21 protein-coding genes and 1 pseudogene are annotated in these 25,566 nt (G+C 30.6%); 2 read left to right on the top strand and 20 right to left on the bottom strand.

The window, feature by feature from the left end; genetic code table 11:
* Positions 1-27 precede the first annotated feature (27 nt).
* Genes KE631_RS01800 through plsX form a run of 3 tightly spaced genes read right to left on the bottom strand, consistent with a single transcriptional unit; the run spans position 28 to position 2,481 of the window.
* Positions 28-648, bottom strand: coding sequence for a DnaD domain protein (locus KE631_RS01800; RefSeq protein ID WP_212509164.1), 621 nt, complete (start codon positions 646-648; stop codon positions 28-30).
* Positions 649-652: 4 nt separating this feature from the next.
* Positions 653-1,369 carry a ribonuclease III gene (rnc, locus tag KE631_RS01795; RefSeq protein ID WP_212509163.1) on the bottom strand — a complete coding sequence of 239 codons (717 nt, stop codon included), beginning with the start codon at positions 1,367-1,369 and terminating at the stop codon, positions 653-655.
* Positions 1,366-2,481 carry a phosphate acyltransferase PlsX gene (plsX, locus tag KE631_RS01790; RefSeq protein WP_212509162.1) on the bottom strand — a complete coding sequence of 372 codons (1,116 nt, stop codon included), beginning with the start codon at positions 2,479-2,481 and terminating at the stop codon, positions 1,366-1,368. Before plsX ends, rnc begins: the two co-directional genes overlap by 4 nt.
* Positions 2,482-3,162: 681 nt before the next feature.
* On the opposite strand from plsX, the gene KE631_RS01785 reads away from it, so the two are divergent.
* Positions 3,163-3,498 carry a hypothetical protein gene (locus tag KE631_RS01785; protein WP_011160955.1) on the top strand — a complete coding sequence of 112 codons (336 nt, stop codon included), beginning with the start codon at positions 3,163-3,165 and terminating at the stop codon, positions 3,496-3,498.
* A gap of 94 nt (positions 3,499-3,592) precedes the next feature.
* Here the strand turns inward: KE631_RS01785 and KE631_RS01780 are convergent, their stop codons facing one another.
* The 16 genes and pseudogenes from KE631_RS01780 to dnaE form a co-directional block, all read right to left on the bottom strand.
* A complete protein-coding gene (locus KE631_RS01780) occupies positions 3,593-4,360 on the bottom strand; it encodes a TatD family hydrolase (RefSeq protein ID WP_212509161.1) in 768 nt (255 codons plus the stop codon).
* 197 nt (positions 4,361-4,557) lie between these two features.
* A complete protein-coding gene (locus tag KE631_RS01775; RefSeq protein WP_212509160.1) occupies positions 4,558-5,022 on the bottom strand; it encodes a hypothetical protein in 465 nt (154 codons plus the stop codon).
* 398 nt (positions 5,023-5,420) lie between these two features.
* Positions 5,421-6,794 (bottom strand): dihydrolipoyl dehydrogenase, encoded by a 1,374-nt coding sequence (gene lpdA, locus KE631_RS01770; RefSeq protein ID WP_212509159.1) that lies wholly within the window; start codon positions 6,792-6,794, stop codon positions 5,421-5,423.
* A gap of 21 nt (positions 6,795-6,815) precedes the next feature.
* Positions 6,816-8,072: a dihydrolipoamide acetyltransferase family protein gene (locus tag KE631_RS01765; protein WP_212509158.1), complete on the bottom strand. Its 1,257-nt coding sequence runs from the start codon at positions 8,070-8,072 to the stop codon at positions 6,816-6,818.
* A 30-nt stretch (positions 8,073-8,102) separates the two neighbouring features.
* A complete protein-coding gene (locus tag KE631_RS01760) occupies positions 8,103-9,077 on the bottom strand; it encodes an alpha-ketoacid dehydrogenase subunit beta (protein ID WP_212509157.1) in 975 nt (324 codons plus the stop codon).
* Positions 9,078-9,079: 2 nt separating this feature from the next.
* Complete coding sequence (gene pdhA, locus KE631_RS01755; RefSeq protein ID WP_212509156.1) at positions 9,080-10,171, bottom strand: pyruvate dehydrogenase (acetyl-transferring) E1 component subunit alpha; 1,092 nt, start codon at positions 10,169-10,171, stop codon at positions 9,080-9,082.
* Between the two features lie 224 nt (positions 10,172-10,395).
* Positions 10,396-12,030 carry an ABC transporter ATP-binding protein gene (locus tag KE631_RS01750; protein ID WP_212509155.1) on the bottom strand — a complete coding sequence of 545 codons (1,635 nt, stop codon included), beginning with the start codon at positions 12,028-12,030 and terminating at the stop codon, positions 10,396-10,398.
* Positions 12,031-12,217: 187 nt separating this feature from the next.
* Positions 12,218-14,686, bottom strand: coding sequence for a phenylalanine--tRNA ligase subunit beta (gene pheT / locus KE631_RS01745; RefSeq protein WP_212509154.1), 2,469 nt, complete (start codon positions 14,684-14,686; stop codon positions 12,218-12,220).
* On the bottom strand, positions 14,673-15,707 hold the full coding sequence (gene pheS, locus KE631_RS01740) for a phenylalanine--tRNA ligase subunit alpha (RefSeq protein ID WP_212509153.1): 1,035 nt from the start codon (positions 15,705-15,707) through the stop codon (positions 14,673-14,675). The genes pheT and pheS overlap by 14 nt, the downstream gene beginning before the upstream one ends.
* Positions 15,708-15,772: 65 nt before the next feature.
* Complete coding sequence (locus KE631_RS01735; RefSeq protein WP_212509152.1) at positions 15,773-16,126, bottom strand: hypothetical protein; 354 nt, start codon at positions 16,124-16,126, stop codon at positions 15,773-15,775.
* A 231-nt stretch (positions 16,127-16,357) separates the two neighbouring features.
* Positions 16,358-18,034, bottom strand: a pseudogene (gene asnB / locus KE631_RS02585) (asparagine synthase B).
* Positions 18,035-18,092: 58 nt separating this feature from the next.
* Entirely contained in the window at positions 18,093-18,257 is a 165-nt protein-coding gene (locus KE631_RS02625) for an HAD hydrolase family protein (RefSeq protein ID WP_212509150.1), read from the bottom strand.
* Positions 18,258-18,262: 5 nt separating this feature from the next.
* The gene (locus KE631_RS01710) at positions 18,263-18,871 is read right to left on the bottom strand and encodes an HAD hydrolase family protein (protein WP_212509149.1); all 609 of its coding nucleotides are present in this window, start codon (positions 18,869-18,871) and stop codon (positions 18,263-18,265) included.
* A gap of 162 nt (positions 18,872-19,033) precedes the next feature.
* Complete coding sequence (locus tag KE631_RS01705; protein ID WP_212509148.1) at positions 19,034-19,237, bottom strand: hypothetical protein; 204 nt, start codon at positions 19,235-19,237, stop codon at positions 19,034-19,036.
* Positions 19,238-19,256: 19 nt separating this feature from the next.
* Positions 19,257-19,646, bottom strand: a complete 390-nt coding sequence (locus tag KE631_RS01700; protein WP_212509147.1) for a hypothetical protein — start codon at positions 19,644-19,646, stop codon at positions 19,257-19,259.
* A gap of 319 nt (positions 19,647-19,965) precedes the next feature.
* Positions 19,966-22,731: a DNA polymerase III subunit alpha gene (gene dnaE, locus KE631_RS01695; RefSeq protein ID WP_212509146.1), complete on the bottom strand. Its 2,766-nt coding sequence runs from the start codon at positions 22,729-22,731 to the stop codon at positions 19,966-19,968.
* 47 nt (positions 22,732-22,778) lie between these two features.
* On the opposite strand from dnaE, the gene KE631_RS01690 reads away from it, so the two are divergent.
* Entirely contained in the window at positions 22,779-23,048 is a 270-nt protein-coding gene (locus tag KE631_RS01690; RefSeq protein ID WP_212509145.1) for a hypothetical protein, read from the top strand.
* Between the two features lie 586 nt (positions 23,049-23,634).
* On the opposite strand, the gene lysS is transcribed toward KE631_RS01690, so the two are convergent.
* The gene (gene lysS, locus KE631_RS01685; RefSeq protein WP_212509144.1) at positions 23,635-25,170 is read right to left on the bottom strand and encodes a lysine--tRNA ligase; all 1,536 of its coding nucleotides are present in this window, start codon (positions 25,168-25,170) and stop codon (positions 23,635-23,637) included.
* Positions 25,171-25,566 lie beyond the last annotated feature (396 nt).

The raw sequence follows: 25,566 nt of genomic DNA, 5'->3' as shown, positions 1-25,566 counted from the left end.
TGACTTTTTGTTTGCCCAAACTGAGTGTTATTTTATTTTTTTAAAAAGTTTTGCTAAGGCTTTGTCTGCTTTTTCATCGGGTATAACTGTCAAAAATTTCTTTTTGCCAAGCAAAGTGTTGATGTAAAAAACAGAGGTTTTTTTAACACAAAGAGCTTCTTCAATTGTGTTTTTAATTTCTTCATGGCTAAATTCTTGGTCTTGATACCAATTTCTAACTAAATCTAATTCGTTAGATGTAAGAGTTTGTCCTTTGTTGTGTTCTAAATATTCAATAGTTTGTTGGATTAAGGTAAGTTGGTTTTGGCGTTTGGATTCGCGAATTTGGTCTTGATAGATTTTTTCTAGCTTGGCAAAAGTGGGGTGTAGTGAAAAAACTTCAATAATTTTATGGTTTTTAGTTTCTTGGGAAAGGTCAAAAAAACTCTTTGACATTAATTGTTCTAAAATATGTTCTACTTCTTTTTTAGTGATTCCTGCTTTTTTGGCTAAGGCGTTGGACGAAAAGACGCGTTTTTTGGAAAAATCTAGTAAGAATAGCAAAATAGTTAGTTCAGGGTAGGTTAATCCTAATTTTTGGTATTCTTGAATTAACATTTTTTCTACTTGTAAAAAACCATCTTCGTAAAGTTTTTGAAACATAACCATATTATTATTGAAGCTCCTTTTCTTTGCCGCCTTTGTTGTTGAGTAGGTCTTTGGGTTTGGCAACTTTGGATAATGCTTGTTGGGCTGCTTTTTGCTCAGCGTCTTTTTTAGTGTTGCCTTCACCTGTTCCTAAAAGATTTTTTTCTAAATAAACTTCTGCTACAAAATTTTTAGAATGAGCAAATCCTTGCTCTTGGACTATTTTATATTGGATAGTTTTTTTTTCTGACTGAACTATTTCTTGTAATTGAGTTTTAAAATCAATAATATAGATAGTTTTTGCTAAGTGAGTTAAGACAATATTATGAAAAACTTTTTTGGCTGTCAAATATCCTAAATCAAGATAAATAGCACCAAATAAGGCTTCAAAAGTATCTGCCATAATACTTTTAGCATTAAAATCTTTGTTTTTTTCTCCTTTGCCTAAAAGAAGATAATTTTGCAATTCAATGTTTTGAGCGTAGATGATAAGTGACCTTCCACACACCGCTTGAGCTCTTTTTTTAGTCATAATGCCTTCGTCTTCTTTGGATTGGGAATAAAGATAGTCAGCCATAAGTAAGCCTACGATGGCATCTCCTAAAAATTCAAGTCTTTCGTTGTCTTCTTGGGGTGGGTTTTGTTCGTTAGAATAAGAGCTGTGGGTAAGAGCTTGTTTGTAAAGGGCAAGGTTTTGGGGAGTGATATTGAGGGTTTGAAAAAGAGTTTGGATGTTTTTCATAGGAATTGGCTTTCTTTGGTGGTTTCAGAATTTTTGGGAGTTTCAGAGGTTTTGGGAGCTGTGTTTGTTGTTGATGCTTGTTTACTTTGGGTTTCTTTGTTTTTTGAACTTTCTAAGGAATGAGCAATTTTTTGATTTACTTGGGCTTTAATTAGTTTTTGAGCTTGTAAAATAGCTTGGCAAAAAGCGTAAGCTTGGGAAGAACCGTGAGCTTTAATGACAATTTTGTTAAGTCCTAAAAGCATAGCTCCTCCAATTTGTCGTGGGTCTAGTTGGTTTTTTAATTGTTGTAGTGGTTTTTGAAATAAAGTTTTAGTGGCCATTTTTTTGATAAGATTTTTAGTAAGGATAGTTTTTAAGTGGTTCATGAAATTAAGCATTGTGCCTTCATAAGTTTTTAAGGCGATGTTGGCAGTAAATCCATCACTTAATAAAATGTCTGCTGAAGTAGTAAGAAGGTTTTGAGGTTCTTCGTTACCGCCAAAATTAAGATTGGAGTCTTGGGATAAAAGTTGGTAAGTTTCAAGTTCCAAAGCTCTTCCTTTGGTAGGCTCTGTTCCGATGTTAAGTAGTTTTATTTGGGGATTTGGAATTTCTAAAATTTCTTTGGCAATAATGGTGGCATAATTTGCAAAAGTGTGCAAATGCTGGGGTTTTAGTTCGGTGTTAGCGCCTGCATCTAACAAAATTCTTGTGCGATTATCAAAGGAATTAAACATAGGGGCAATGGCAATTCTTTGCATTAAAGGCATTTTTTTAAGAATAAGATGACTTGCTAAGACCAAAGTTTGGGTAGCGCCTGCCGAAACTACTCCTTGAACCTCATCTTGTTTGGCTGCTTCAAGCGCTAAAAATAAAGAAGCGTTGGGAGTGGCTTTTAATTGGTCTCTTATATTTTTGTCGGCTGATCTTAAAAAATAAGGGGTGTGTTTGATAGTAATTTGGTTGTTGCCAAAAAAAGAAGTTTTTTCAATAAGTGGAGTTATTAATTTTTGATTGCCATATAAAACGACATGAAGCTCTTTATTTTTATTTAAGGCAAGCAAGGTTCCTTTGACAATTTCTAATGGGGCAAAATCGCCTCCCATGGAATCTATTGCTATTTTAATCATAAAAAAGCTCCTTTCTTTTGTGTATTTTTTTGAAATTTAATTTTGTTTTTGTTTTTTAGATTAAATTGTTTTGTTGGTAAATAAAACGTTTGAGGTTTTTTAAGTTTGGGGTTCATTAAAAAGTATTTTATTTTTACCAAATCGAAATATAGAGGCAAAAAATAAAAATAAGGCTAAATCATAATTTGATTGTTTCTTTTGTGAAGTGTTGAAAAATTATAATCCATCATAATAAATTACTTTGATAATAATTATCTTCTAGCCTTTTTGAGTTAAAATTTCAAAGCATTTGCAATTAAAAGAAATTTCAGAAAAAGCATTATCAAAATAATTTTCAAGTTGCAATTAATAAGTCTTGGCAAAAATGTGGCAAAAATAAAAAAAATAAAGAGGCAAATAATGATATCAAAAGATTGGTTGACAAATAATTATAGAAACAAAAAGATAATTTAGAACAAATTAATGATAAATTTATTACAAATATTTTTTTATCAAAATAAAATTTATAATAATTTGCTATAATAGTAAATGAAATGTTAAATAAAAAAACTACATTAAACAGTTCAATATTATTTTATCATATTAGGAGATAATTTCATTATTTTAAGTTTTTAAGTAATGAATTAAACTTGAAAAGTAACGATTTTATCAACAAAAAATTGTAAAAGGAAGCGTTAGAAAATGGAATGCATGCAACAAGCAATCGTTAAAAATTTTTATTTAGAAGTAAAAGTTAGATATTTAAAACAAAATGGTAGTTCAAAAAGACAATGGTTTGCTACTAATGTTTGTGTAGGAACTGATAATTGTAAACAAAAATATGATGAAGTTCTTATGAATTTTACTCATATTGACGCTGATAATCCTGAGTTTTTTTTGCAACCCGGACAAGTTATTAAAGTGTTAGAAGGAAAAGTTAAGCAAAGTAAATGTGGTACTGTTTCTGAAGTTTGGTTAGATGTAGATAGTTTTCGCCAAACTGATGAAGAAGAAAAAAGCAAAATCAACTTCGTATAAGCGGAGTTGATTTTTTTATTATATAAGGGATGTTTTTTGGGTGTGATTTTGAATTATTCTATATTTCAAATATTTTTTTGATATGCCAAAAAGATTAAAAAGAATTTTTATTTAAAAACAACTTAGCTACATTATTGCTTGTTTGAGTAGCAACACATTGCAAAGAAATATTTCTTAATTGAGCAATTTTTTGGGCAATTAATTTGATATGATAAGGCTCATTGGTTTCATTTTGAAACGGATAAGGAGTTAAATAAGGACAATCAGTTTCTAATAAAATTTTATCTAGGGGAATAGTTTTTGCAATTTCGTGGGCAACTTGGGCATGAGGATAAGTAACAACTCCTCCAATTCCAATGTAAAAACCTAGTTCCAAAGCTTTTTTGGCTTCTTCTAAACTAAAAACTAAACAATGAAAAACTCCTCTAACTTGATTGCGATAAGGTAGTAAAAGTTGATAAATTTCTTCAAAAGATTTGCGTGCATGAATAATAATAGGTAAGTTATATTGGATAGCAATTTTAACTTGGGCTTGAAAAAACTTTTTTTGGACAGCTAAATTATCTTGTCTGTGATGAAGATCAAGGCCAATTTCTCCTATAGCAACTGTTTGCGGATGATTGAGGTATTTGATGATGCTTTCGGGCGTTTCTTGGGAAAAATCAGAACAAGGATGAATCCCAAAAGCTACCATTACTTCTTTATATTTATTAGCGATTTCATATGCTTTTTGGTTAGTTTTTTCATCCATGCCTATAACAATCATTTTTTTGACTTCATTATTCCAAGCTTTTTGAAAAACATCATCTAATTTATTTTTATATGTTTTAAGATTGAGATGAGCGTGAGTGTCTATTAACATTTTAATGTATTCCTTTTTTTGATTTTAAGGGGTTGGAAAATGGTTATTTTGTTGTTATTTATAAGTTTTAAAAAATGGTAAATATAAAAGATTAAAGAAGTGATTTTAGATTTGTTAATTTCATAGGGTAAATTATTTTGCAAGGTTAAAAGTAATAATAATTTATAATTAGATACATAAGAAAGCAAAACAAAAATTTATTTAATAAATGTTGGGCTTTTAATCTTTATTTTTCTTATTCTTTTTTGGTTTTCATAATAAAAAATACTAATAGCAAATAAATTATGTTTTTTGATAGTTTTGATAAAATCTTTTTCAAAATAAGCAAAACCTAACCATTTAAAAAATTTAACATATAAAAACCATAAAACACTATATGAATATAAAGTAAAATAGATATAAAAACAAATAAAATAAGTTAAAGAAATATAAAATAAAAATTTTGCCAATGTTTCTTTTTTTAATTCCACACTAAAAAATAGTGCTAAAATCATTAGTATAACAACTAAAACAAAAGAGCAACAAACTATTTTAGTTTTTTTCTCTTTAGAATTAAAACCTATATTGCCATCATACATGCATGCTTTAAAATCTGGCCTAATAGATTCACCAAAATCAATATTTTGAAGTGTTTCCCCCTTGTTAGGGTCTTTATTAAACAAATTCTTTACCTTGGGATCATTTAAATCCAATATAAAAAGGAATGCCAGAAAGAGTCAAAAATGGCAACAAATAAATAAAAGGTAAACTTAATGCCCAATATTTATTTGTGATTGTAAATATTTTGGCTTTTTCGAGAAAAGCTATGGTAAAATCTGCAAAATTAAGAAAAAAAATAAAACTTTTCTAATGGTATATTTAGTAATCATTTATCATCTCCTTTTATTCAAAAATATTTGAGGATTTAATATTTAATGTTGTGCTTTATCTTTATTTTAGTTTTGTTGTTTTATTTCGCTTCGTTTTCTTTTTCTTTTTTTGAGTTTTCATAATTGCATCACCCATTTAAGGAAAAAGAACCTATTAAAGGTTCTTTTTTTGTTAAAAGATCAAATAATAATTATGCATGAATTGGTTTGTCAACGGCTCCTAAAAGAGCTTCAAAAGTAAGTTCTGATAAGGTAGGATGAGGATGAATTGCTTGAGATAGTTCATAAGCAGTTCCTTCAAGTTCCATTCCTACAGCCATTTCACTAATTAATTCAGTAGCATTGTAAGCATAAATATGCATTCCTAAAATTTCTAAATGTTTTTTGCAAACAATTAATTTAGCAAAACCTTCTTTTTCGCCATCAGCTAAAGATTTGCCAACAGCTCCCAGAGATATTTTAGAAACTTTATAATCCATTTGTTTTTCTTTGGCTTGTTGTTCGGTCATGCCAATAGAAGCAATTTCAGGAAAACCATAAATACAAGCAGGAACACGGTCATAATTAATGGAATGTGCTTTTTGTTCTAAAGCGTGAGTCACAGCTACAATACCTTCATGACTTGCCACGTGAGCTAACATGTGTTTGCCGTTTACATCACCAATAGCATATACTCCAGGAATTGAAGTTTGACAAAAATTATCAGTTTGGACGCTATTGCGGTTGAGGGCTAAATTTAATTTTTCTAAGCCTGCAAGATTGGCTTTGGTGCCTACAGCCATTAAAATAACATCCGAAGTAATTGTTTTGGCATTGCCTTTTTGAGTGTAGGTAGTTTGATTGTCATTAATTTTAGTTACTTCTACTTGAGTCAAAATTTGGATGCCGTCTGCTTGAAGTTTTTTAGTGTATGCAACAACAACGTCCCTATCCATACCATTTAGAATAGTGTCTTGTCTTTCTAAAATACTCACTTCGCTACCAAAAGAATTAAAAATAGTTGCAAATTCTACTCCAATAACACCGCCTCCTACAACAGTAACTTTGGAAGGATAGCTTTCTAGTTGTAGTAATTCTTTACTAGTTTTAAGAATGCCTTTTTGATAAGCTTCTTGGGCACCTGGAATAGGAGGAACAAAAGCGGTACTGCCTGTTGCAATAATTAATTTTTGGGTGTGCAATAAGTTAGTGTCTACTTGGACTTCGCAAGGAGAAAGAACACTTGCAAAACCATGGTAAAAATCAATTTTATTTTTTTTCAGGAGAAAAGATATACCTGTAGTAAGTTGAGCAACAATTTTATTTTTGCGTGATAAAATGGAGGACCAATCAAAAGAAACGCCGTTTTGAACTTTAATTCCAAAATCATCACAACGTTTGATATCTTTATACATTTTGGCACTTTTTAAATAAGCTTTGGTAGGAATACAGCCATAATTAAGACAAACACCACCTAATTTATGTTTTTCTACTAAAGCAACTTTAGCACCCATTTGAGCAGCTTTAATGGCAGCAACGTATCCACCAGGACCTCCACCAACCACTAAAACATCATAATTTTTCATAATTTGCCCTTGGTCTTTCTGTTAGGATAAAAGCAATAAAGTAGGAGTATTTAGCAATTCTTTAACGCGTTTTAAAAATCTACCGCCAACAGCACCATCAATAATACGGTGGTCAATTGCTAAGGAAAGAGGAAGCATGTCTGCAATTACAATTTGACTGTTTTCAACTACAGGTTTTTTGGTGATTTTTCCTACTCCTAAAATAGCTAATTCAGGGTAATTGATAACTGGAGTGCCGTAAGTAATATCGATAGAACCAAAATTAGTGATAGTAAAAGTTCCGTTTTGAAGCTGATTTAATTCTACTTTTCTTTCGGTAGTGGCTTTGGCTACTTGTTGTAATTGTTGTGCCATTTCTAAAAGAGTTAATTTGTTAGCATCTTTGATGTTAGGAACGATTAGACCGTCTTTGGTATCAACTGCTACTCCTAAATTAATGAATTTTTTGTAAGTAACTTCTTCTTTAACGTCATCATAACTAGCGTTAAATACTGGGAATTCTTGTAAGGCAATCGCTACTGCTTTCATGATAAAAGCCATAAAAGTTAATTTTATTCCTTGGGATTGTGATTGATCTTTGGCTTGTTTGCGTAGTGTTACTAAAGCAGTAATGTTTACTTCGTCCATTAGAGTAGTTTCTGGGATTTTTCCTTTGGAAAGAACCATTTTTTGGGCGATGGCTTTTCTGAGGCGAGAAATTTTTACTACTTCTGTTTCTTGGCTAGATGTGGCAAAAGTTGGGGTGGGGGTTGGTTGTTCTTGGACAAAAGGGGTTTTTGGTTGTGGTTGAGTTTGTAAAGGGTTAGTTGCTTTTTGTACATCTACTTTTAAGATTTTTCCATTTACACCTGTTCCTTTAATGGTTGAAAGGTCAAGTCCTAGTTCTTTGGCTAGACTTTTTACTAATGGAGTAGCAAGTACTTTTTGAGGTGGTAAAGAGGTTTGTGCGGATGTTTGTGCTTGTTGGGTGTCGTTTTTTTCTGTAGCAGCAGTTTCATTAGGGTTTTGAGAAGAAAACTTTTTAACATCTGCATCAGTGTCACCTGATTCTTGGATTAAAACGATAGTGTCTCCTACGCAAATAACTTCACCTTCATTAAGGTCTCTTTTTAAGATTTTTCCTGCTACAGGAGAAGTTAGTTCAACGTCTAATTTGTCAGTTTCAACTTTAACTAAAACATCACCTTCTTTTACTTGGTCGCCCACTTTAAAAAACCATCTTGTAATTGTACCTTCATGAATGCCTTCGCCGACATCAGCAAATTTAAATTCAAACATATTTTTATATCCTTATATCTTTTTGTTATTTTATTCGCAAACCACTTTTTTAATAGCATCAGCTATTTTTTCAGGGCTTAAAAACTGATAATGTTCTGCTTTGGCTAAAGGCATTATGATATCATTTCCAGTAACTCTGGCAGGAGCTGCATCTAGGTATAAGAAAGCTTGTTCGTTAACTAAAGCCATTAATTCTCCTGCAGGTCCATAAGTTTTACATGCTTCATGAACTACTAAAAAGCGTCCAGTTTTTTTAACAGATGTAATTACAGTTTCTCTGTCAATAGGATTAATAGTTCTTAAATCAATTAGTTCTACGGAAACATTAGGATCAAGTTGTTTAAGGGCTAATAGTGTTTCTGGTACCATTGCTCCCCAAGCTACAACTGTAATGTCTGTGCCTTCTTGAACGACTTTGGCTTTACCGATTTGGACTTCGTAATCTGTTTCGGGAACTTCTTGACGGAAACCACGATAAATTCTTTTAGGTTCCATGTAGACTACTGGATCAGGGTCGTTAATAGCAGCCATTAATAAACCTTTAGCGTCGTAAGGATTAGATGGAATAACTACTTTAAGACCAGGAACAGAGCCTAAAATTACTTCTAATGATTCGGAGTGATGTTCTAAGGATTTTACCCCTCCACCAACTGGGACTCTTACTACCATAGGTACTGTGTAATTACCACGACTACGGTTACGCAAACGGGCTGCGTGGGCAAATAGGTCTTCTAGTCCTACAAAAATAAAACCATCAAATTGGATTTCTGCAACTGGTCGCATGCCGTTAATGGCAAGTCCGATAGCACTTCCGATAATAGAAGATTCAGCAATAGGGGCATTAAAAACGCGAGTTTCTCCGTGTTTGTCTTGTAGGCCTTTAGTTACGCGGAAAACGCCGCCTAATTTTCCTACATCTTGTCCAAAAAGAACTAATCGAGGATCTTTTGCTAACTTGCTATCTAAAGTTTGATTAATTGCATCTAGTAATGTCATTGAAGCCATTATTATTTACCTTCCTTTGTGTTGAAAAAAGCTTTGCATTCTTCGTATTGTTCTTCTAATTGAGGAGTCATTTTTTCATAAGTGTATGCAAAAATATCTTTAATATCGATGTTGTTGCCTGTTTGTTCTACTTTTTGGTGTGCTAAAACAACTTCTTCTTGGGCTTCTTTTTCAAATTGTTCTACTTGTTTTTGAGTTAGATAACCTTTATTCATCAAGTATTTTTGAAAACGTACAATTGGGTCTTTTTTGCGCCACTCTAATTCTTCTTCTTTGCTACGGTAAACAGAAGCATTATCATTAGTGGAGTGTGCTTCTAGACGATAAGAAACATTTTCAATTAAAGTAGGTCCTTTTCCTTTGCGCGCTTCGTTAAAGGCTTCTTGGGCTGCTACATAAACAGCTAAAATGTCGTTGCCGTCTACTTGCATGCCAGGAATTCCACAAGCATAACATTTTTGAGCTAAAGTTTTAGCTTTGGATACTTTGTTACGAGGATTAGAAATAGAATACTGGTTATTTTGAATAAATACTACTAATGGTACTCCAAAAACAGCAGCATAGTTAAGACCTGCATTAAACTCTTCGTGTGCGGTTCCTCCGTCTCCAATAGTTGCAATAGTTACTTCTTTTTTATTTTGCATTTTGCTTGCTAAGGCAAGTCCTGCTCCTAAATTAACACTAGAGCCAATAATAATGTTAGCTGGTAAAATACGCAACTTAGGGTCTAGTTGAGAGCCTTTTTCATTGCCATACCAGTAAAGATAAAATTGTTCTAAAGAAACTCCACGGTAAAGAAAAATTCCTGCATCACGATAATAAGGTGATACCCAATCTTGGGGTTCTAAGGCAGCAGCGACACCTACTTGAGATGCTTCTTGCCCTGAGTTAAGTAAATAGTTTCCCATACGTCCCTGGCGTTGATATTTTAAGGCTGCTAAATCAGCTTGTCTACCTAAAACCATTGTTTTATACATTTTTAATAAAACATCTTTAGATAATTTTGGTTCTAATTCAGGTTGAACAAGGTTGCCATTTTCGTCAAGTATTTGGAATTGTTTACCTTTTAGGGGGTCGTACACATTCGTTAACATTGTAATACTCCTTATTTTATTTATATTAGTTTGTTTTTGATTAAATGTATTATATCTTTATTGTGTTACTAAATATAATTAATTTAGTGTTATTTGATAATATACATCTACACTTAAATTGTACTTGAAATTAAGACAAATGATGAAACAAAATAATGAAAATTGCAAGTTTAAGAGATAAAAAAAATACCATATATTATAATATATGGTATTTCAATTAATATTTATTTATTGTTGATGATGTCAACTGGTTTTTTGTTAGACCATTTATAAATAATGAAAGATATAAATAGTAGAGTCATGAAAAAGACATAACTAAATGATAATAAATTAAATAAAAGGACTCTTACAAAAGGATTGAAAGCTAAATATGGTGATGTAAACCATAATAAATTTTTTTGCTTTTCCGAATCTACTAAAGAATTAAAGAAAAACATAATGTCATTTTTACTTGCAAAATTGGGCAACGGTTTCATATCGAAAGATGAAAATAATATAGATGCATCTTTAAACCAAAATAAAATACTTAATAATAATACAAAAGTTAAAACCATTTGGAATAAAGCAAAAAAGAATGCTTCCACTAAAAAGATTTTACCAACATTAACACCATTAGAACCTAAAGCTCTTAGAATACCCATTTTTTTATTTTGAAGTTTGGCACTCATAGAAAAATAAATCATAATCATAGCACCTGGAACAAAAAAAATCCAAACCCAGAACATAGGGCTACTTATAATTTGAATAATTTCAACAGCTATTTTAACAGCCGTTTCCATAAGATCAACAAAAGAATATAATTCAATATTTGTATATCTTTTATATCCTCCAAATAATGCATACATTTGATATATTTTATCACAGATTCCGAACCATTTATAACTCAAAAATGTAAAAGCAAAAAACATAAAAATAAAAGTTGCAATAGTAGTTATTAAAACATTCAATGCCAAGAAAAACTTTTTATTTTTAAAACTCTTTAAAGCAGCCTTAACAACAAAATAAAAAGGCCAACAACTAGGAAAAGATACAAAATCAGTATCTTGTTGTAATACTTTAGTATAATCAGTTTTATCAAAGTTTTCTAAAGCAGGATTTTTAGTTAAGTTAGTTAAGTTTGCAATCATTTCAGATGTAAGAAATTGACCTTCTTTAAATACTTGTTTTTTTTTAGTAGTGTCTTTTTTTCTTGTCATATCTGATATGACTTTACCATCTTTACATTCTAAAATACGATCAGCATATTTATAAGCACTTTCACTATCATGAGATACAATAACTACTAATTTTTCTTTACTTAAATTTTGAAGTAAATCAAAAACTTGGGTTCCTGTTTCTGAATCTAGATTTCCTGTAGGCTCATCAGCAAAGACCATTTTAGGATTTTTAATTAAAGCACGAACAATAGCAACACGTTGTTTTTGTCCTCCTGAAAGTTCATTAACTCTTCTATTTAGGAACGAAGCATCCAATCCTACTTGATTCATTAAATCATTAATTAAGGCAATATCTGGTTTTTTATTTTGTAATTGTAATGCTAAGACAATATTTTCAAATACATTCATATCTTCTATTAAGTTGAATTCTTGGAAAATAAAACCAATCATTCCATTACGATAATTATCTAAATATTTTTGATTAAAAGTTGTAATAGGAACTTTGCATACTTCAACTACGCCGCCGTTTGCAACATCAATGCCTGTTAAAACATTTAATAAAGTAGATTTACCAGAACCTGATTTACCTAAGATAAAAACCATACCTTTATCAGGTAATTTTAAAGAAACGTCTTGTAAGGCCATCGTCATATTACCGCGTTTAGTAACGTAATTTTTGCTTAAATGGTTGACATTAAACATTTTTAAAGACTCCTTTAGTTGTTTAGTTGTTTTTTTGTTTTATTGATTAAAAAAATTTATAATTATACAAATGTAAAAAGGCAAAAAGATAAAAAGGGTAAAAAAACTAATTTAACTACCCTATTATTTTACCACAATTATTATATTTGCATATACACTTAAAAAGCAATATTTTTTTTATCTATTTTTATCTAATTTCAATATGAAAGTGTTTAATCAAATTAGAAGTAATTTTTTCCATACAATGTTCTACATCTTGTTTTTCTAAGTTTTTATCTAAATTATTGAAAAAAAGTCTAAGGGCAAGAGAATGTTTTTCTTTGGTTGTAGTTATTTGATAAACATCAAATAATTCACATTTGATTAAATCAAAAGGGGTAGTTTGTTTAATGGTTTGTTCGATTTGATAAAAGGAATATTTGGTATCTACTAAAAAGGCTAAATCACGAATAACAGTAGAAAATTTAGGAATTGGTTGGAAGGTAAACGTTTTGGTAGTGTTAAGAATTTCATCCGTTAAAAAAAGTTCACAAAGAAAACTTTCTTTTAAGTGGTATTTGGTATTAAGTTGAGGATTTGTTTTTCCGATAACTCCTATTATTTGATTGTTAAATAACAAATTGGCTTGCATTCCTGGATGAAAATTACTATGTTGTTGTGTTTTTTGATAAGTAAGGGTAATGCCTAGAAAAGCACTAATTTTTTCAAGGATGCCTTTGGTAACAAAAAAAGAACTTGAAACATCTTGTTTGTGCCACAAGGAATTTAAGAAATGACCACTCAAAGCAAAAGCAAGACTTAATGTTTCTTGGTTGGGAAAATAAGTTTTTCCAATTTCAAAAAAAGCAGTATCAAAAGTTTGTCGTTTGTGCTGATAGCTTAAAACTTCTACTAAACTACTTAGCAAACTTTGTCTTAAAATCATTTTGTCTTGTGACAAAGGATTCATTATTTTGATAAAGGGTTTTTGAGGAGTAAAAGCTTCAAACATCTCAGAGCTAATTAAACTGTAAGTAATAGTTTCATAAAATCCTAAATTAACTAAGAGTTTGCGCAATTCTCTAATATTTTTTTGTTTTAAGGTTAATTTTCCTTGAGTAGGGATTTGAATTGTTTGGGGAGGTAATTTATGGCAACCATAAAGTCTAGTTAAATCAGAAATGACATCTTCTTTAATTTTGACATCATAACGACGTAAAGGAGCTTGGAGGTTTAATTGTTCGTTTTTGTTCTGTGGTACTAAATGTTTGGATGTATGTATCTGATAATCTAGGTTTAATAACCAATTTTTGATTTGAGTAGGGCACAAAGAAACGCCAATTTTTCTTGTAACAAAATCAAGATTCAAAGAAATAGTAGGATTGGTACGGTTTTTTTGTTTTGTAATTATAGGTTTGTAAGTAATTTTGGCATCTGCTAAAGTGACTAAAAGTTGGCATGCTTTTTGAAAAGCTAAAGGAATAAGACTTTGGTCAATACCTCTTTCAAAACGTAGGGAACTTTCAGTTTTGGTTTTGAGTTTTTGACAAGTTTGGGCAATAGTTTGGGGCGAAAAATAAGCAGCTTCAAGAATAATTTTAGTAGTTGTAGGTTTAATGCTACTTTCTAAAAGTCCTACAATACCAGCTAGAGCAATGGCTTTTTTGCCATCTGTAATAACTAAATCATTTTCATCTAAAACAAAATCATTTTGGTTAAGAGTTGTAATATTTTCTTGTGGTAAGGCTTTTCTAACTTTGATTTGTTTGATGTTTTCAGAATCAAAAGCGTGTAGGGGAATACCGTATTCGATTAAAATTAAATTAGTGATGTCAACAACATTGTTGATTGGGTTGATGCCTGATTGTAAGAGGGCGTTTCGCAACCATAAAGGAGAAGGTTTGATTTTGATGTTTTCCAGGATACAAGCGTTGTATTCATAACAACTGTCGTTTTCAATTTGGACTTTTAAAGGAGATTGAGGCAAGTTTGCAAAAAAATCGGGGTTTAATTGGGGGAGTGTTTTTGGGGTTGTTTGGTCTTCGCTGTTTTTTGTTTTGTAGTTGGTTGCTTTTGTTTCTTGATTGTTATTGTAACTTTGAGAAGACAAAACTGCTTTGAGATCTTTGGCAAAACCTAGGTGAGATAAAAGGTCACCACGATTGGGTGTAAGCCCTAATTCTAAGATAAAACAATCAAGTCCTAAAGGAATTAAAGCATCACTTCCCAAAGCAATTTGGTCGTTGGGGTCATCAAAAAGATAAATTCCTTCTTGTTCTTGGGGAGTTAAAAATTTGGTACTAATTCCCAATTCTTCCAAAGCACAAAGCATTCCTTCTGAAAAAACTCCATAAATTTTTTTGTTTTTAAGGGTGGCGTTGATGCCTTCCAAAAAAGAACCTTCTGAAGCTACAATAACTTTTTTGCCATTTTGTAAATTAGAAGCTCCACAAACAATTTTGACTACTTTTTTGCCAGTGTTAACTTCTACTAAATTTAATTTTTGGGAACCTTGAATTTTTTGAAAGTTAAGAATTTGCCCCACCACTAAATTAGTGTTTTTGGATAGGGGGAAAAAATTTTGCACTTCGGTAATATAATTGTTAGTTAAGGCAGAAATATTTTGGGAAAGGGGTTGCGAAAAATGGTTTTTTAAAATATTTTCAATAATTTTCATTGTTGGCGGTGTTCCTTGCAAATTGTTTTAAAAAGCGAATATCATTAGTATAAAAATGTCTAATATTGTCAATTTGATATTTAATCATAGCAATTCTTTCAATACCTATTCCAAAGGCAAAACCTTGATATTTTTCAGGGTCATAATTAGCGTTTTTAAGAACTTGGGGATGCACTAAACCAGCTCCTAAAATTTCTAAATATTCTTTGGTGCCATCTTTTTTGGTAATTACTAAATCAACTTCAATGCTAGGTTCGGTAAAGGGAAAATAAGACGGTCTTAAATGAATTTCTTGGGAAGTGCCAAATAATTCTTTGGTAATGAGTAAAAGAGTTTCTTTGAGATGGGAAAAATTAATGTTTTTGTCAATGACAAGTCCTTCGAGTTGCATAAATTGATGGCTATGAGTGGCGTCATCATCGTCTTTGCGGTAAACTTTTCCAGGAGAAATAATTTTGAGGGGTCCTCCTTGGCGAGCTTTCATTTCTTTGACTTGGACGTTGGAAGTGTGGGTGCGCAAAAGTTTTTGGGGATCAATATAAAAAGAGTCTTGCATTGCTCTTGCGGGGTGGCCTTTGCCCATGTTGAGCATTTCAAAATTATAAAAATCAGTTTCAATTTCGTTGCCTTCTTTAATTTCATAACCTAAAGATAAAAATAAATCTTCAATTTGTTCAATGATTTGATTAAGGGGGTGGGTGCTTCCTTGGAAAAATTTCAATCCTGGTAAAGTAGGATCAATTTCTTCTTGGAGCAATTTGGCGTTTAGTTGGTTTCTTTGTAAAATTTCTTTTTCTTTTTGTAAAGTGAAAATAATTTCTTGTTTTAAAACGTTAATTAATTTGCCTGCAACTGCTTTTTGGGCATGAGGAAGGCTTTTTAGCTCTTGGGTAAGTTCAAACAAGATGCCCTTTTTGCCTAAAAATTCTTTGTCTAAGGTCATTAATTGGTCTAAATCATGTTTGTTTTTTTGTAAACTGGTGTGAAATTGTGCGGTTAGATTTTTGATTTTGGTTTGCATAAAAATGATAACACTTTCTTTATTTTGGAAATGAAAAATATTGGGGTTGGGGTTAAAATTAAAAACTACATTTGAATTATCGAAATAATGTTTCCTTTAGTAAGTAACGATAGCCACATTCCTAAGGTAGCTCCTAATAAAACTCCTAAAGAAACGCCAAAAGATCCTTTTTTTAATCCTAAAATAGTACCTCCTAAAAACATTCCTGCTACCATTGCTGTTAAATGTAGTTGGGTGGTTTTTTGGTAAATATCTGTTTGAGTAGGTTTACTTAAATAAATTGCTAATACAACAATGACAATAGAGTTAAAAATAATGTAATTGCTTAATAGTTTGCTACTTAAAAAAGGTTTTTTGGGTGTGTTGGTTTGGGGCAAATTGTTTTTTTTAATTAAGGCTTTTCTTGGTTTTTGGTTCATATAAATATCCTTTCTGGGATAAAGTTGTAAAAATTTGGAGTTGCAAAATGGGTGTTAGAAATGTTTGCAAAAAATATAATTTGTGATTTGTGATTTTGGATTAGTTTTTTTATTTTATTATTTGTTTTTTATTATTTGTTTTTTATTATTTGTTTTTTATTATTTGGTTCGCACAAAACAATTAAAAGCAAAAAATAAAGTTAAGTTAAACTGGGGATTGTTGAATAAAATTTATTTGTCCTTATAAGCTTCATTATGCACCCCTAATGCAGCGCGTCTTGAAGGGTCGTTTATTTGTTTAAAAGCTTTGTCCCATTCGATAGCTTTTGCAGTACAGCAAGCAATTGAAGGACCGCCAGGAACAAGACTTATTGCACTTGGCAAAGGAAATAAGGTTTCAAAAATTTCGCGATACATGTAGCCTTCTTTATTTGTAGGAGTATTGTAAGGGAAACGAACATAAGCATTTTTTAATTGTGTATCTGTGATTTTGGTTTGGGCAAGTTTTTTTAAAGCATCAATCCAACTGTAGCCTACTCCATCAGAAAATTGTTCTTTTTGGGGCCATACAATCTTTTTGGGTAAATAAGATTCAAATGTTTGTCGTAGAATATGTTTTTCTATTTTGCCATTTGTGCCACACATTTTATCTTTGGGATTAAGTCTCATAGCAACATCTAAAAGTTTTTATCTAAGAAAGGCACTCGCGCCTCTACTCCCCAAGCACTCATTGCTTTGTTGGCTCTTGCACAATCATATAAATGTAATGAAGCTAATTTACGGACTGTTTCTTTGTGGAATTCTTGAGCATTAGGGGTTTTATGAAAATATAGATAACCTCCAAAAATCTCATCAGCACCTTCACCAGAAAGAACCATTTTGATGCCCATAGCTTTAATTTTGCGATCCATTAAATACATAGGAATTGATGCGCGAATAGTTGTAATATCATACGTTTCAATGTGATAAATAACATTTTTTAAAACATCTATGCCTTCTTGAATAGTAAAATTAATTTCATGATGGACTGTTCCTAAATGATTGGCTACTTCTTTGGCAGCTTTAAGATCAGGAGCGCCTTTAAGACCTACAGCAAAAGAATGAAGTGAAGGAAACCAAACCTCTTTTTTACTTGATTCTTCTATGCGGTGTTTGGCAAATTTTTTAGTGATTCCAGAAATAATAGAAGAATCAAGACCACCAGATAAAAGTACGCCATAAGGAACATCAGACATTAAATCTTTTTTTCCTGATGCTTCAAGAAAATTGCGTAATTGGGTTGTGTTGGTTTGGTTGTTGTAAACATTTTGATAATCCATCCAATTGCGTTTATAATATTTCACCATTTTGCCAGATTCACTAGATAAATAATTTCCTGGAGGAAAATTAGAAAGGGTTTGGCAAATGGGAATTAAGGCTTTCATTTCAGAAGCTATATAAAAATTTTGGTTAAGGTCATATCCCATATAAAGTGGAATTATTCCCATATGATCGCGTACTATAAGATATGTGTTTTTTGTAAGATCATATAAAATAAATGCAAACACTCCTTGTAATTCATCTAAAAAATTAACACCTTTTTCTTGATATAGTGCTAGAATAACTTCACAATCTGATTCTGTTTGAAATTCTTATTTATCTTTGTATTGTTGGCGTAATTCTAGGTGGTTATAAATTTCTCCATTTACTGCAAGTACTAAGGTTTTGGTTTTATTATAAAGTGGTTGAGCTCCAGCATTAACATCTACAATTGATAGTTTTTCGTGTTCTAAAATGGCTTTTTGAGAGGCAAAAATTCCTGACCAATCAGGGTCCTCGATGACGCATCAAACTGGAAAGTTTAAGAGCTTGGTCACGCAACATTTGTGGATCGGTTTTAATATTTAGTATTCCAAAAATTAAACACATTTTATTCTCCTTTTAAACGCATTGAAAACACATTTTATTTTTTCTTCGATAAACAACTTCATAACAAATTATAATCTTTAAAAAAATCAGATAAAGCGTTTTTTTCAATGTGAGGAACAGTTAAATTGGCAACTTTGTGAAGAGTTTCATAATGAGTATTTGCCATGACGATTCCTATATCTGAAAATTGAAGCATTTCAAAATCGCTGCAACCATCTCCCATGCAAATTAATTGGCAGTCTTTTGGTCTTTCATAATTGCTTGGATAACATAAGCTTTATTAACTTGTTTGGCACTTAAACTTACAACACCATTTTTCCAATAATAAGCGTGGAGTTGTTCAAAATCTTTTAAAAAATCAACAACAAGGGAGGTATTTGGATGAAATAAATTAATTTTGTAAATAGGTTTTTCTAAATGAAGATTACTTTTGATGGGATTTTTTTGCAACATTACATTATCAAACAAACTTTTAGAATCAGGTTCTGTTGTTTGGGTTATGCCCTTTTCTTCTAAACTGACATTGAGAACTATGATTCCTTTTTTTTGGGCTTGGCAATTTAGTTTAATTACAAGTTCTTGGGGGATGCAAGTTTGTTGGACGATATTTTTGGCTTTCCAAGTAATAGCTCCATTTAGAACAACAAAATACTTAAATAAAGAAGTAAGTTCTTTTAAAACGCTTAAACCTTTGTAGCTTCTTCCTGTAGCAATTCCTAAAATATTATTGGGGTTTTGCACTAGGGTTTGTAAAAGTTTTGTGGTTTGTGAAGGAATTTCTTTGGTTTTGCCGTTGTATAAAGTTTGGTCAATATCAAAAAAGAATAGTTTTTTCATATTTGTTTCTTTATTCCTTGATATATTATAATCAAAAGATAACTAATTAATACAAAAATGATGAAAAAAATAAATGACATAAAATATTATACAAATCAAATATTTTTATTTTGTCATAAATAAACTTTTAAACTTTGATATAAATAAAAGCATTCCCAAAAATCACTTTTTTGATAATAAATTTTTTGGACTGATATGCATTTGTTTTTTTTGATATTCAAAAGGATTGTCAAAAAAGATTTTAGCTAAACGATGAAAAATAATTTCTGCTCCCTTTTTGCCAACTTCAGGATGTAAAGGTTTTTTGGAATAATCACAAATTTTTAAATGCAAAAGAAAATGTTCTAATAAATTACAATACAACAAATTAATGCCTTTTTGGCATTCAAAAGGATGGTGTTTGGCGTATTTGGGAATTTGATAATCCTCTTGCTTGATATTCTTTTATGTGGTGTATTTCTAAGCCTTCATCTGTTTTTTTGATATTTGGGTTAGTTTGAGTAAAACTTGCATCCATAAAATAAGAGCCACTTACTAAACCATATTTTTGTTTTAAAAAAGTTACTGATTGATCGTATGTTAAAAGCATCATAATTTCAATATCAGTTATTTTTTGGTCTTGTTGTAATTTATCAAAAATGGTGTGAATGTCTTGTAAATGTTTTAATATATTGTTGCATTTACGATTGGAGTTCCAAAGAAATTTCATCAAAAAGAAATTATTTATTTTTTTTAATTCACAATAAATGGCATGATAAAAATAAAATGTTTGCATCCATAAACTGATTTTTTCTGATAAAAAGACAATATTTTTTTGATGTTGACTTTTTGTTTAAAATGTATTGCGCAAAAAATGATTACTAATATTGTTACAATTAATAATTTATTCATTTTTATCCTCTTTTATTTATTTTTATTGATTGTGTAATTGTTTAAAAAACAGATTTAATTAAATTAAAAAACAAAAAAATGAAAAGCAAAGTAAAGCAAAAAATATGAAAAAGGCAAAAGGAGAAAAATATAGAAATATAATAATTTTAAATAATTTAATAATGTGTTTGTATTTACAATAATTTTGAATAATAAAATAATATTTAAGATTTATTTTTTTGATTAATTAATAAATTATGAAGTCCAAAACCTAATGTTTTTTTTTGTTTAATGACAAGTTCTTTTAAAGGTAATTCGGGGTGTATTTTAGGTTCGTAATCAGAATATGGATAATATTTAACTTCTTTTAAATCTTTGTTTTGTTCTAAAGTATTGCGGTTTAGCCCCATTTTATCAAGGGCGCCTGCAAAAATTAAATTAGTTAATAAAGGTTCGGTGAGGAAAGGAAACAATTGTTGTTTAAAGGTTTTAAAAGAATAATAAAGGGGCATTTGGGTAGTTTTAGTTAATTTTTGGTGTTCTTTAATTAATTTTTTTTGTTCTTTCATTAATTCTTGGCAAAAAGCAACATTTATTCCTTTAATAATAGTTAGAGGCAAAAATAATTTATTGTCTTTGAAATAATATTTATCTTGGCTACTAAATATATGGGGTGGTTCTATAATGATACCTTTTTGGATAACTTCTTTGAGCAAAATTTCTGTCTGGGTTGCATCTCCAATAGCATCATTTAATAAAGTAATTACAAAAGCAATAAAATGATTAGCTTTCAAATAAGCCATACGATAACTAATTAAAGAATAAGCGACACTGTGACTTTTGTTAAAACCGTAATTGGCAAATTTTAAAATATAATCATAAAGTTTGTTAGCTATTGTAAGGTTGCGTCCTTGTTCTTTGCTTTGGACAATGAAGTTGTTTTTTTCTTGCAATAATAAATCTTTTTCCTTTTTACTAATAGCTCTTATAAAAAGGTCTGCTTGGGCAAGACTGTATTTGGCAAAGACAGCTACAATTTGCATAATTTGTTCTTGATAAAGAATAATGCCATAAGTGGGTTGGAGGATAAAATCAATTAAGGGGCTAAAAAAAGTGGTAGTTTTTTGATGGCGGTTTTTTAAAAAAATATTAAAAGAATCAATGGGCCCTGGTCTATTTAAGGCAAGTAAGGCAATTAGGTCTTCGAACTTTTGGGGCATCATTTTTTGTAAAAAGTTTTGGGCGTTATAAGATTCTAATTGAAAAATCCCTATTGTTTTTCCTTGTTGCAACAACTCGAAAGTTTTTGTGTCGTTTAAAGGGATTTTAAAAAGACCAAAATGGGGATTAGTTTTTTGAATGGCTAAAACCATTTTATTCATCAAAGTAAGACTTCTTAATCCTAAAAAATCTATTTTGAGAAGTCCGATTGATTCAAGGAAAGAAGTTTCCCATTGGGTTTGTTGTAAGTTATTATGAGTGCCTTTTTGTAAGGGAATAATTTGATCAAGGGGCATTTGGCTTAAAATAATTCCTGCTGGATGGGTTCCTGTAAACCGTGGTATTCCTTCGATATAAGATGCCATTGTAAGTAAGTTTTTCATTTGCAAATCCAAAGTTTCTTTTTGATAAGTGCTTTTTTTATCCAAATATGCCAAATCCAAATATGCCAAAACGCGTTTAGTTTGGAATTCCTTTACTGTGGGCATAAATTTAACTAATTCATTGATAATGGCTTTTTGGCTTACAAATCTACCAAAAGTAATAATACTTGCTACGTGTTTGGTGCCGTACTTTTGACAAACATATTGAATAATTAAATCTCTTGTATTGTCTGGAAAATCAAGGTCAATATCTGGCATAGTTTTTCTTTGAGGATTTAAAAAACGCTCAAAAATAAGGTCATATTGTAAAGGGTCAATCTCTGTAATTTGTAAACAAAAACACACCAAAGAACCCGAAGAAGAGCCTCTACCAGGACCTACTAAAATACCTTGTTTTTTGGCGTATCTTACAACATCACCTACAATTAAAAAATAATTGTCATATTCCATATCAGCTATAATTTGTAATTCTTGATCTAGCCTTTGTTGGTATTTGGTATATTTAGGGTTTTTAAAATCGATGTATTGGCGCAAACCTTCATAAGAAATTTGTTTTAAGTACTCTTTGGCAGTTATTTTTTGGGGTTGTAAAAAATCAACAAAGGAAGGCAACAACATTTTTTGTGGTAAATAATTTTGATATTTAATAGAAAAGATTAATTTTTTTAAATAAGCAAACATTGCTTTATGTGTTTGGGCGTTGTAGGCGCTATCAAAATTATCTTTGGTTAAAAAAGATAAATCAGTTTGGTCGTCGTTTTTTTTATTTTCCATTTTTGCAAGTATTTGATAGGTTGGTTGGGCTTGAAAAGTATCATAGCAAGTTTTGTTAATTGGTACATAAGGAATTTGGAAGTGGTTTGCAAAATCAATGATGTTTTCAGAAAGCAATTCCAAAAAGGAGTTTTGATAAGAAATACCTAATACAAGTTCGTCAAATATTTTTTGTAATTGAGTAGCTATTTGAAAAAATTTATCTTTTTGGTCGCGAAAAAACATATCATCAAAAAAGGGATTTTCTCCAGGAATCAAAGCAAACAAATCTTTACCTAAATGAGCAATTTGATTTAAGGTAATTTGGGGTGTTTCTTCATTTTTAATAATAGTTGAAATTCGAATTAAATTTTTGATTCCTTGGTCGTTTTTGGCATAAATTAAAAGTGTTGCTAGTTGATTGTTGTGCAAAAAATTTATTTTTAGTCCTAAAATAGGTTTGATTTGATAGTTATGGCATAATTTTAAAAAAGTTGGCATGCCATATAAATTATCATCGCTCAAAGCAACAAAATCATAATCATTTTCTTTGGCTTTTTGTACCAAAGTTTCTAAAGAATTAAGACTTTGTAATAAGCTATAAAAACTTTGCAAATAAAAAACGCCTCTCATAATTGCACTTCCTTGCTGGCTGAAAAATAAAAGTATTGTTGTTTTGGATGTTTGTTTGTTTGGATGTTTGTTTGGATTTTCTAATTTTATTTATTTTTTGTGATTTGCAAAAACTTTATTCATCTTCCCAATCTGTTTGGAACTCTTTTTCCCAATTTTCTTCTAATTCGTCTTCCCAATTTTGGCTTTGCCAATTTTGCAAATTTGGCGAACCATCCCAGTTTTTCTGTCTAGTTCTTGATGAAGACGAATTTATTATTGCATCTCTTTGTTTTGGTTCTGCTTGCGAACCATCTTTTAACCAAAAAAAGGTATAAATTTTTAATACCTAATCGAGAATTTTAAATCTTCGATTCTATGAGTGTTATTGCCATAGCCGTATTTGGATAAATCAATGTCTTTTTGATAGACATATATTAATTTCTTTGGGGCATTTTTGAGGCAAAAAGGCTTTTTTGAATTTTGCAAAGAACACAAATAATAACAAAAAGAAGGGTAGTTAATGCAAAAAGGAAAAGAATCGGGGAATTTTTCTTTGATATAATTTTGGACTTGTTCGGCTGAATCTAGATAAATATCGTGAACTTTGGGTTTTGGGAATGTTGCATTATGATTTGAGTTTGGTATTTTGGCAAAAGTAAAGTTAGTTAAAAAATAAACTCCACAAATTAAAATTAAGGAAAAAAATGTAAAAATTGCTCCTAAAATAATTATAATTATCTTTTGTTTAATTTTTTTGCTCCCTTCGGTTGTTTTTGCAACACAAAATATTTAATTATCATTAACCCATTTTATATAAAATATTTTTTACCCTTTTTTATTTTCGGATTTTTGGGCTTTGGTGATTTGGAGATTTTTGCTTTTGGGAATAATTTATTTTTGGCTTGTTGGTTTTTGCTTGCTTTATTCGTTATCGTTATTCGTTAGGACTTTATTTGCTGTTTTGTTTTGACTAAATTTATTTTGATTTTTACAATGTGGAAATAAAATAACATCACGAATATTTGCAGTATCGGTTAAAAGCATAACCAAACGATCGAGTCCCATTCCAAGACCACCAGTTGGAGGCATGCCATAATTAAGGGCGTTTAGGAAATCATAGTCCATGTCATTGGCTTCGTCGTTGCCTAATTGTTTTTGTTGTAATTGATTTAAAAAACGTTTTTCTTGTTCGATAGGGTCGTTAAGTTCGCTAAAAGCATTAGCAAATTCCTTACCTACAATAAAAAGTTCAAAACGGTCAGTAAAGCGAGGATCAGCTTCGTTTTGTTTTGCCAAATGACTTATTTCCAGTGGATGTCCGTAGACAAAAGTAGGCTGAATGAGAGTGTTTTCTACGTATTTTCCAAAAAAAGCCTCAATGATATGTCCTTGACTAAAATGGGGCATAACTTCAATTTGGTGTTTTTTTGCCAAAGAAAGGCATTGTTCCAAGGTAAAATTATCTGTAAAATCAATTCCTGTTTTTTCCTTGATTGATGCAACCATACTTACTTTTGCAAAATGGGAAAAATCAATTTCTTGGTTTTGGTAAGTAAATTGCAACTTGCCAAACAATTTTTGGGCCAATTCTTGCAAGCATTGCTTTGTTAAGCCCATAATATCTTGCATATCAGCATAAACCAAGTAAGCCTCAATAGTGCTAAATTCGGGATTATGTGTGGCATCAATTCCTTCATTTCTGAAAAGACGTCCGATTTCATAGACTTTATTCATTCCACCAACAATTAATTTTTTAAGGGGCAATTCGGTAGCAATTCTCAAGTAAAAATCACAATTAAGAGCGTTGTGATGAGTGATAAAAGGTTTGGCAGAAGCGCCTCCCAAAGTTGGTTGTAAAATAGGAGTTTCTACTTCTAAAAAGCCCTGATTATCAAAAAAATTTCTAATGTATTTCATAATCAAACTGCGAGTTAAAAATACTTGTCTTGTTTTTTCGTTTACGATTAGATCAACATAGCGATTTTTTCTCATCTCTTCGCGGTTTTGCAAGCCATGAAATTTGTCAGGTAAAGGTTTTAGGGCTTTGGTAAGATGAATAAATTCCAAGGCTTTAATGGTTAATTCTTGCGTTTTTGTTTTAAATAAAAAACCTTTGATGCCTATGATATCTCCTAAATCACAATTTTGATAAATCTGAAAAGCATCTTTGCCCACTAAATCCAGTTTTATATATGCTTGCATTCGGAAATTAAAATCTTGTAAATGCAAAAAACCTGCTTTGCCTTGTCCTCTTTTTAAAACGATTCTGCCAGCTACACAAACATTGATTTGGGATTGTTCGAGAGCTAGACTATCTGCTTTTTGGTATTGCAAAAGAATTTGTTCGATGGAATGAGAAGGGACAAATTTTTTTCCAAAAGGATCAATGTTTATTTTTTTTAATTCATTCATTTTTTGATGTCTAATAATTTCTTGTTCGCTTAATTTTGTTGCCATTTATATGCTCCTTGCATCATTTAATTTTTTTAAACATTTAACCTTTATTATACCAAAAAAACTTGGGTTTTGGTGATGTTTTTGGAGGGGTTGGGGATTTTTTTGTGGGGAAATGCAATTTTTTTTATTTGGTGGTTTGAAAAAGCAAAAAAAGTTAATTAGTTTGGATAAAATAAAAAAAGACACTCATAAAGAATGCCTTTGGGTTTGTAATTGAATTTTACAAAATTAAAATTGCTTTTTGTTTTTTGATTGATGAATTAAAATTTGAAATCAAAATAGTTTTAAAAGAGATGATTTGCAAAAAAGATAATTTTTAAAAGGATGTTTTTAATAAAATAAGTAAATATTAAAAATTATTTATATCGTGGTTTTGGTGGTATTTTATTATTAGCT

The sequence above is a fragment of the 'Santalum album' aster yellows phytoplasma genome, from assembly GCF_018283495.1.
GTDB lineage: Bacteria > Bacillota_I > Bacilli_A > Acholeplasmatales > Acholeplasmataceae > Phytoplasma > Phytoplasma asteris.
This window is presented reverse-complemented; position numbering and strand designations above follow the sequence as displayed.

Coding starts and splice junctions, on each gene's coding strand:
- plsX (WP_212509162.1), bottom strand. CDS start 2,481: ATGATTAAAATAGCAATAGATTCCATGGGAGGCGATTTTGCCCCATTA.
- lpdA (WP_212509159.1), bottom strand. CDS start 6,794: ATGAAAAATTATGATGTTTTAGTGGTTGGTGGAGGTCCTGGTGGATAC.
- KE631_RS02625 (WP_212509150.1), bottom strand. CDS start 18,257: ATGGGAGATGGTTGCAGCGATTTTGAAATGCTTCAATTTTCAGATATA.
- KE631_RS01800 (WP_212509164.1), bottom strand. CDS start 648: ATGGTTATGTTTCAAAAACTTTACGAAGATGGTTTTTTACAAGTAGAA.
- rnc (WP_212509163.1), bottom strand. CDS start 1,369: ATGAAAAACATCCAAACTCTTTTTCAAACCCTCAATATCACTCCCCAA.
- KE631_RS01690 (WP_212509145.1), top strand. CDS start 22,779: ATGTTTGTTTGTTTGGATGTTTGTTTGGATTTTCTAATTTTATTTATT.
- KE631_RS01710 (WP_212509149.1), bottom strand. CDS start 18,871: ATGAAAAAACTATTCTTTTTTGATATTGACCAAACTTTATACAACGGC.
- pheS (WP_212509153.1), bottom strand. CDS start 15,707: ATGCAAACCAAAATCAAAAATCTAACCGCACAATTTCACACCAGTTTA.
- KE631_RS01760 (WP_212509157.1), bottom strand. CDS start 9,077: ATGGCTTCAATGACATTACTAGATGCAATTAATCAAACTTTAGATAGC.
- KE631_RS01765 (WP_212509158.1), bottom strand. CDS start 8,072: ATGTTTGAATTTAAATTTGCTGATGTCGGCGAAGGCATTCATGAAGGT.
- KE631_RS01700 (WP_212509147.1), bottom strand. CDS start 19,646: ATGCAAACATTTTATTTTTATCATGCCATTTATTGTGAATTAAAAAAA.
- dnaE (WP_212509146.1), bottom strand. CDS start 22,731: ATGAGAGGCGTTTTTTATTTGCAAAGTTTTTATAGCTTATTACAAAGT.
- lysS (WP_212509144.1), bottom strand. CDS start 25,170: ATGGCAACAAAATTAAGCGAACAAGAAATTATTAGACATCAAAAAATG.
- KE631_RS01785 (WP_011160955.1), top strand. CDS start 3,163: ATGGAATGCATGCAACAAGCAATCGTTAAAAATTTTTATTTAGAAGTA.
- pheT (WP_212509154.1), bottom strand. CDS start 14,686: ATGAAAATTATTGAAAATATTTTAAAAAACCATTTTTCGCAACCCCTT.
- KE631_RS01780 (WP_212509161.1), bottom strand. CDS start 4,360: ATGTTAATAGACACTCACGCTCATCTCAATCTTAAAACATATAAAAAT.
- KE631_RS01750 (WP_212509155.1), bottom strand. CDS start 12,030: ATGTTTAATGTCAACCATTTAAGCAAAAATTACGTTACTAAACGCGGT.
- KE631_RS01735 (WP_212509152.1), bottom strand. CDS start 16,126: ATGAACCAAAAACCAAGAAAAGCCTTAATTAAAAAAAACAATTTGCCC.
- pdhA (WP_212509156.1), bottom strand. CDS start 10,171: ATGTTAACGAATGTGTACGACCCCCTAAAAGGTAAACAATTCCAAATA.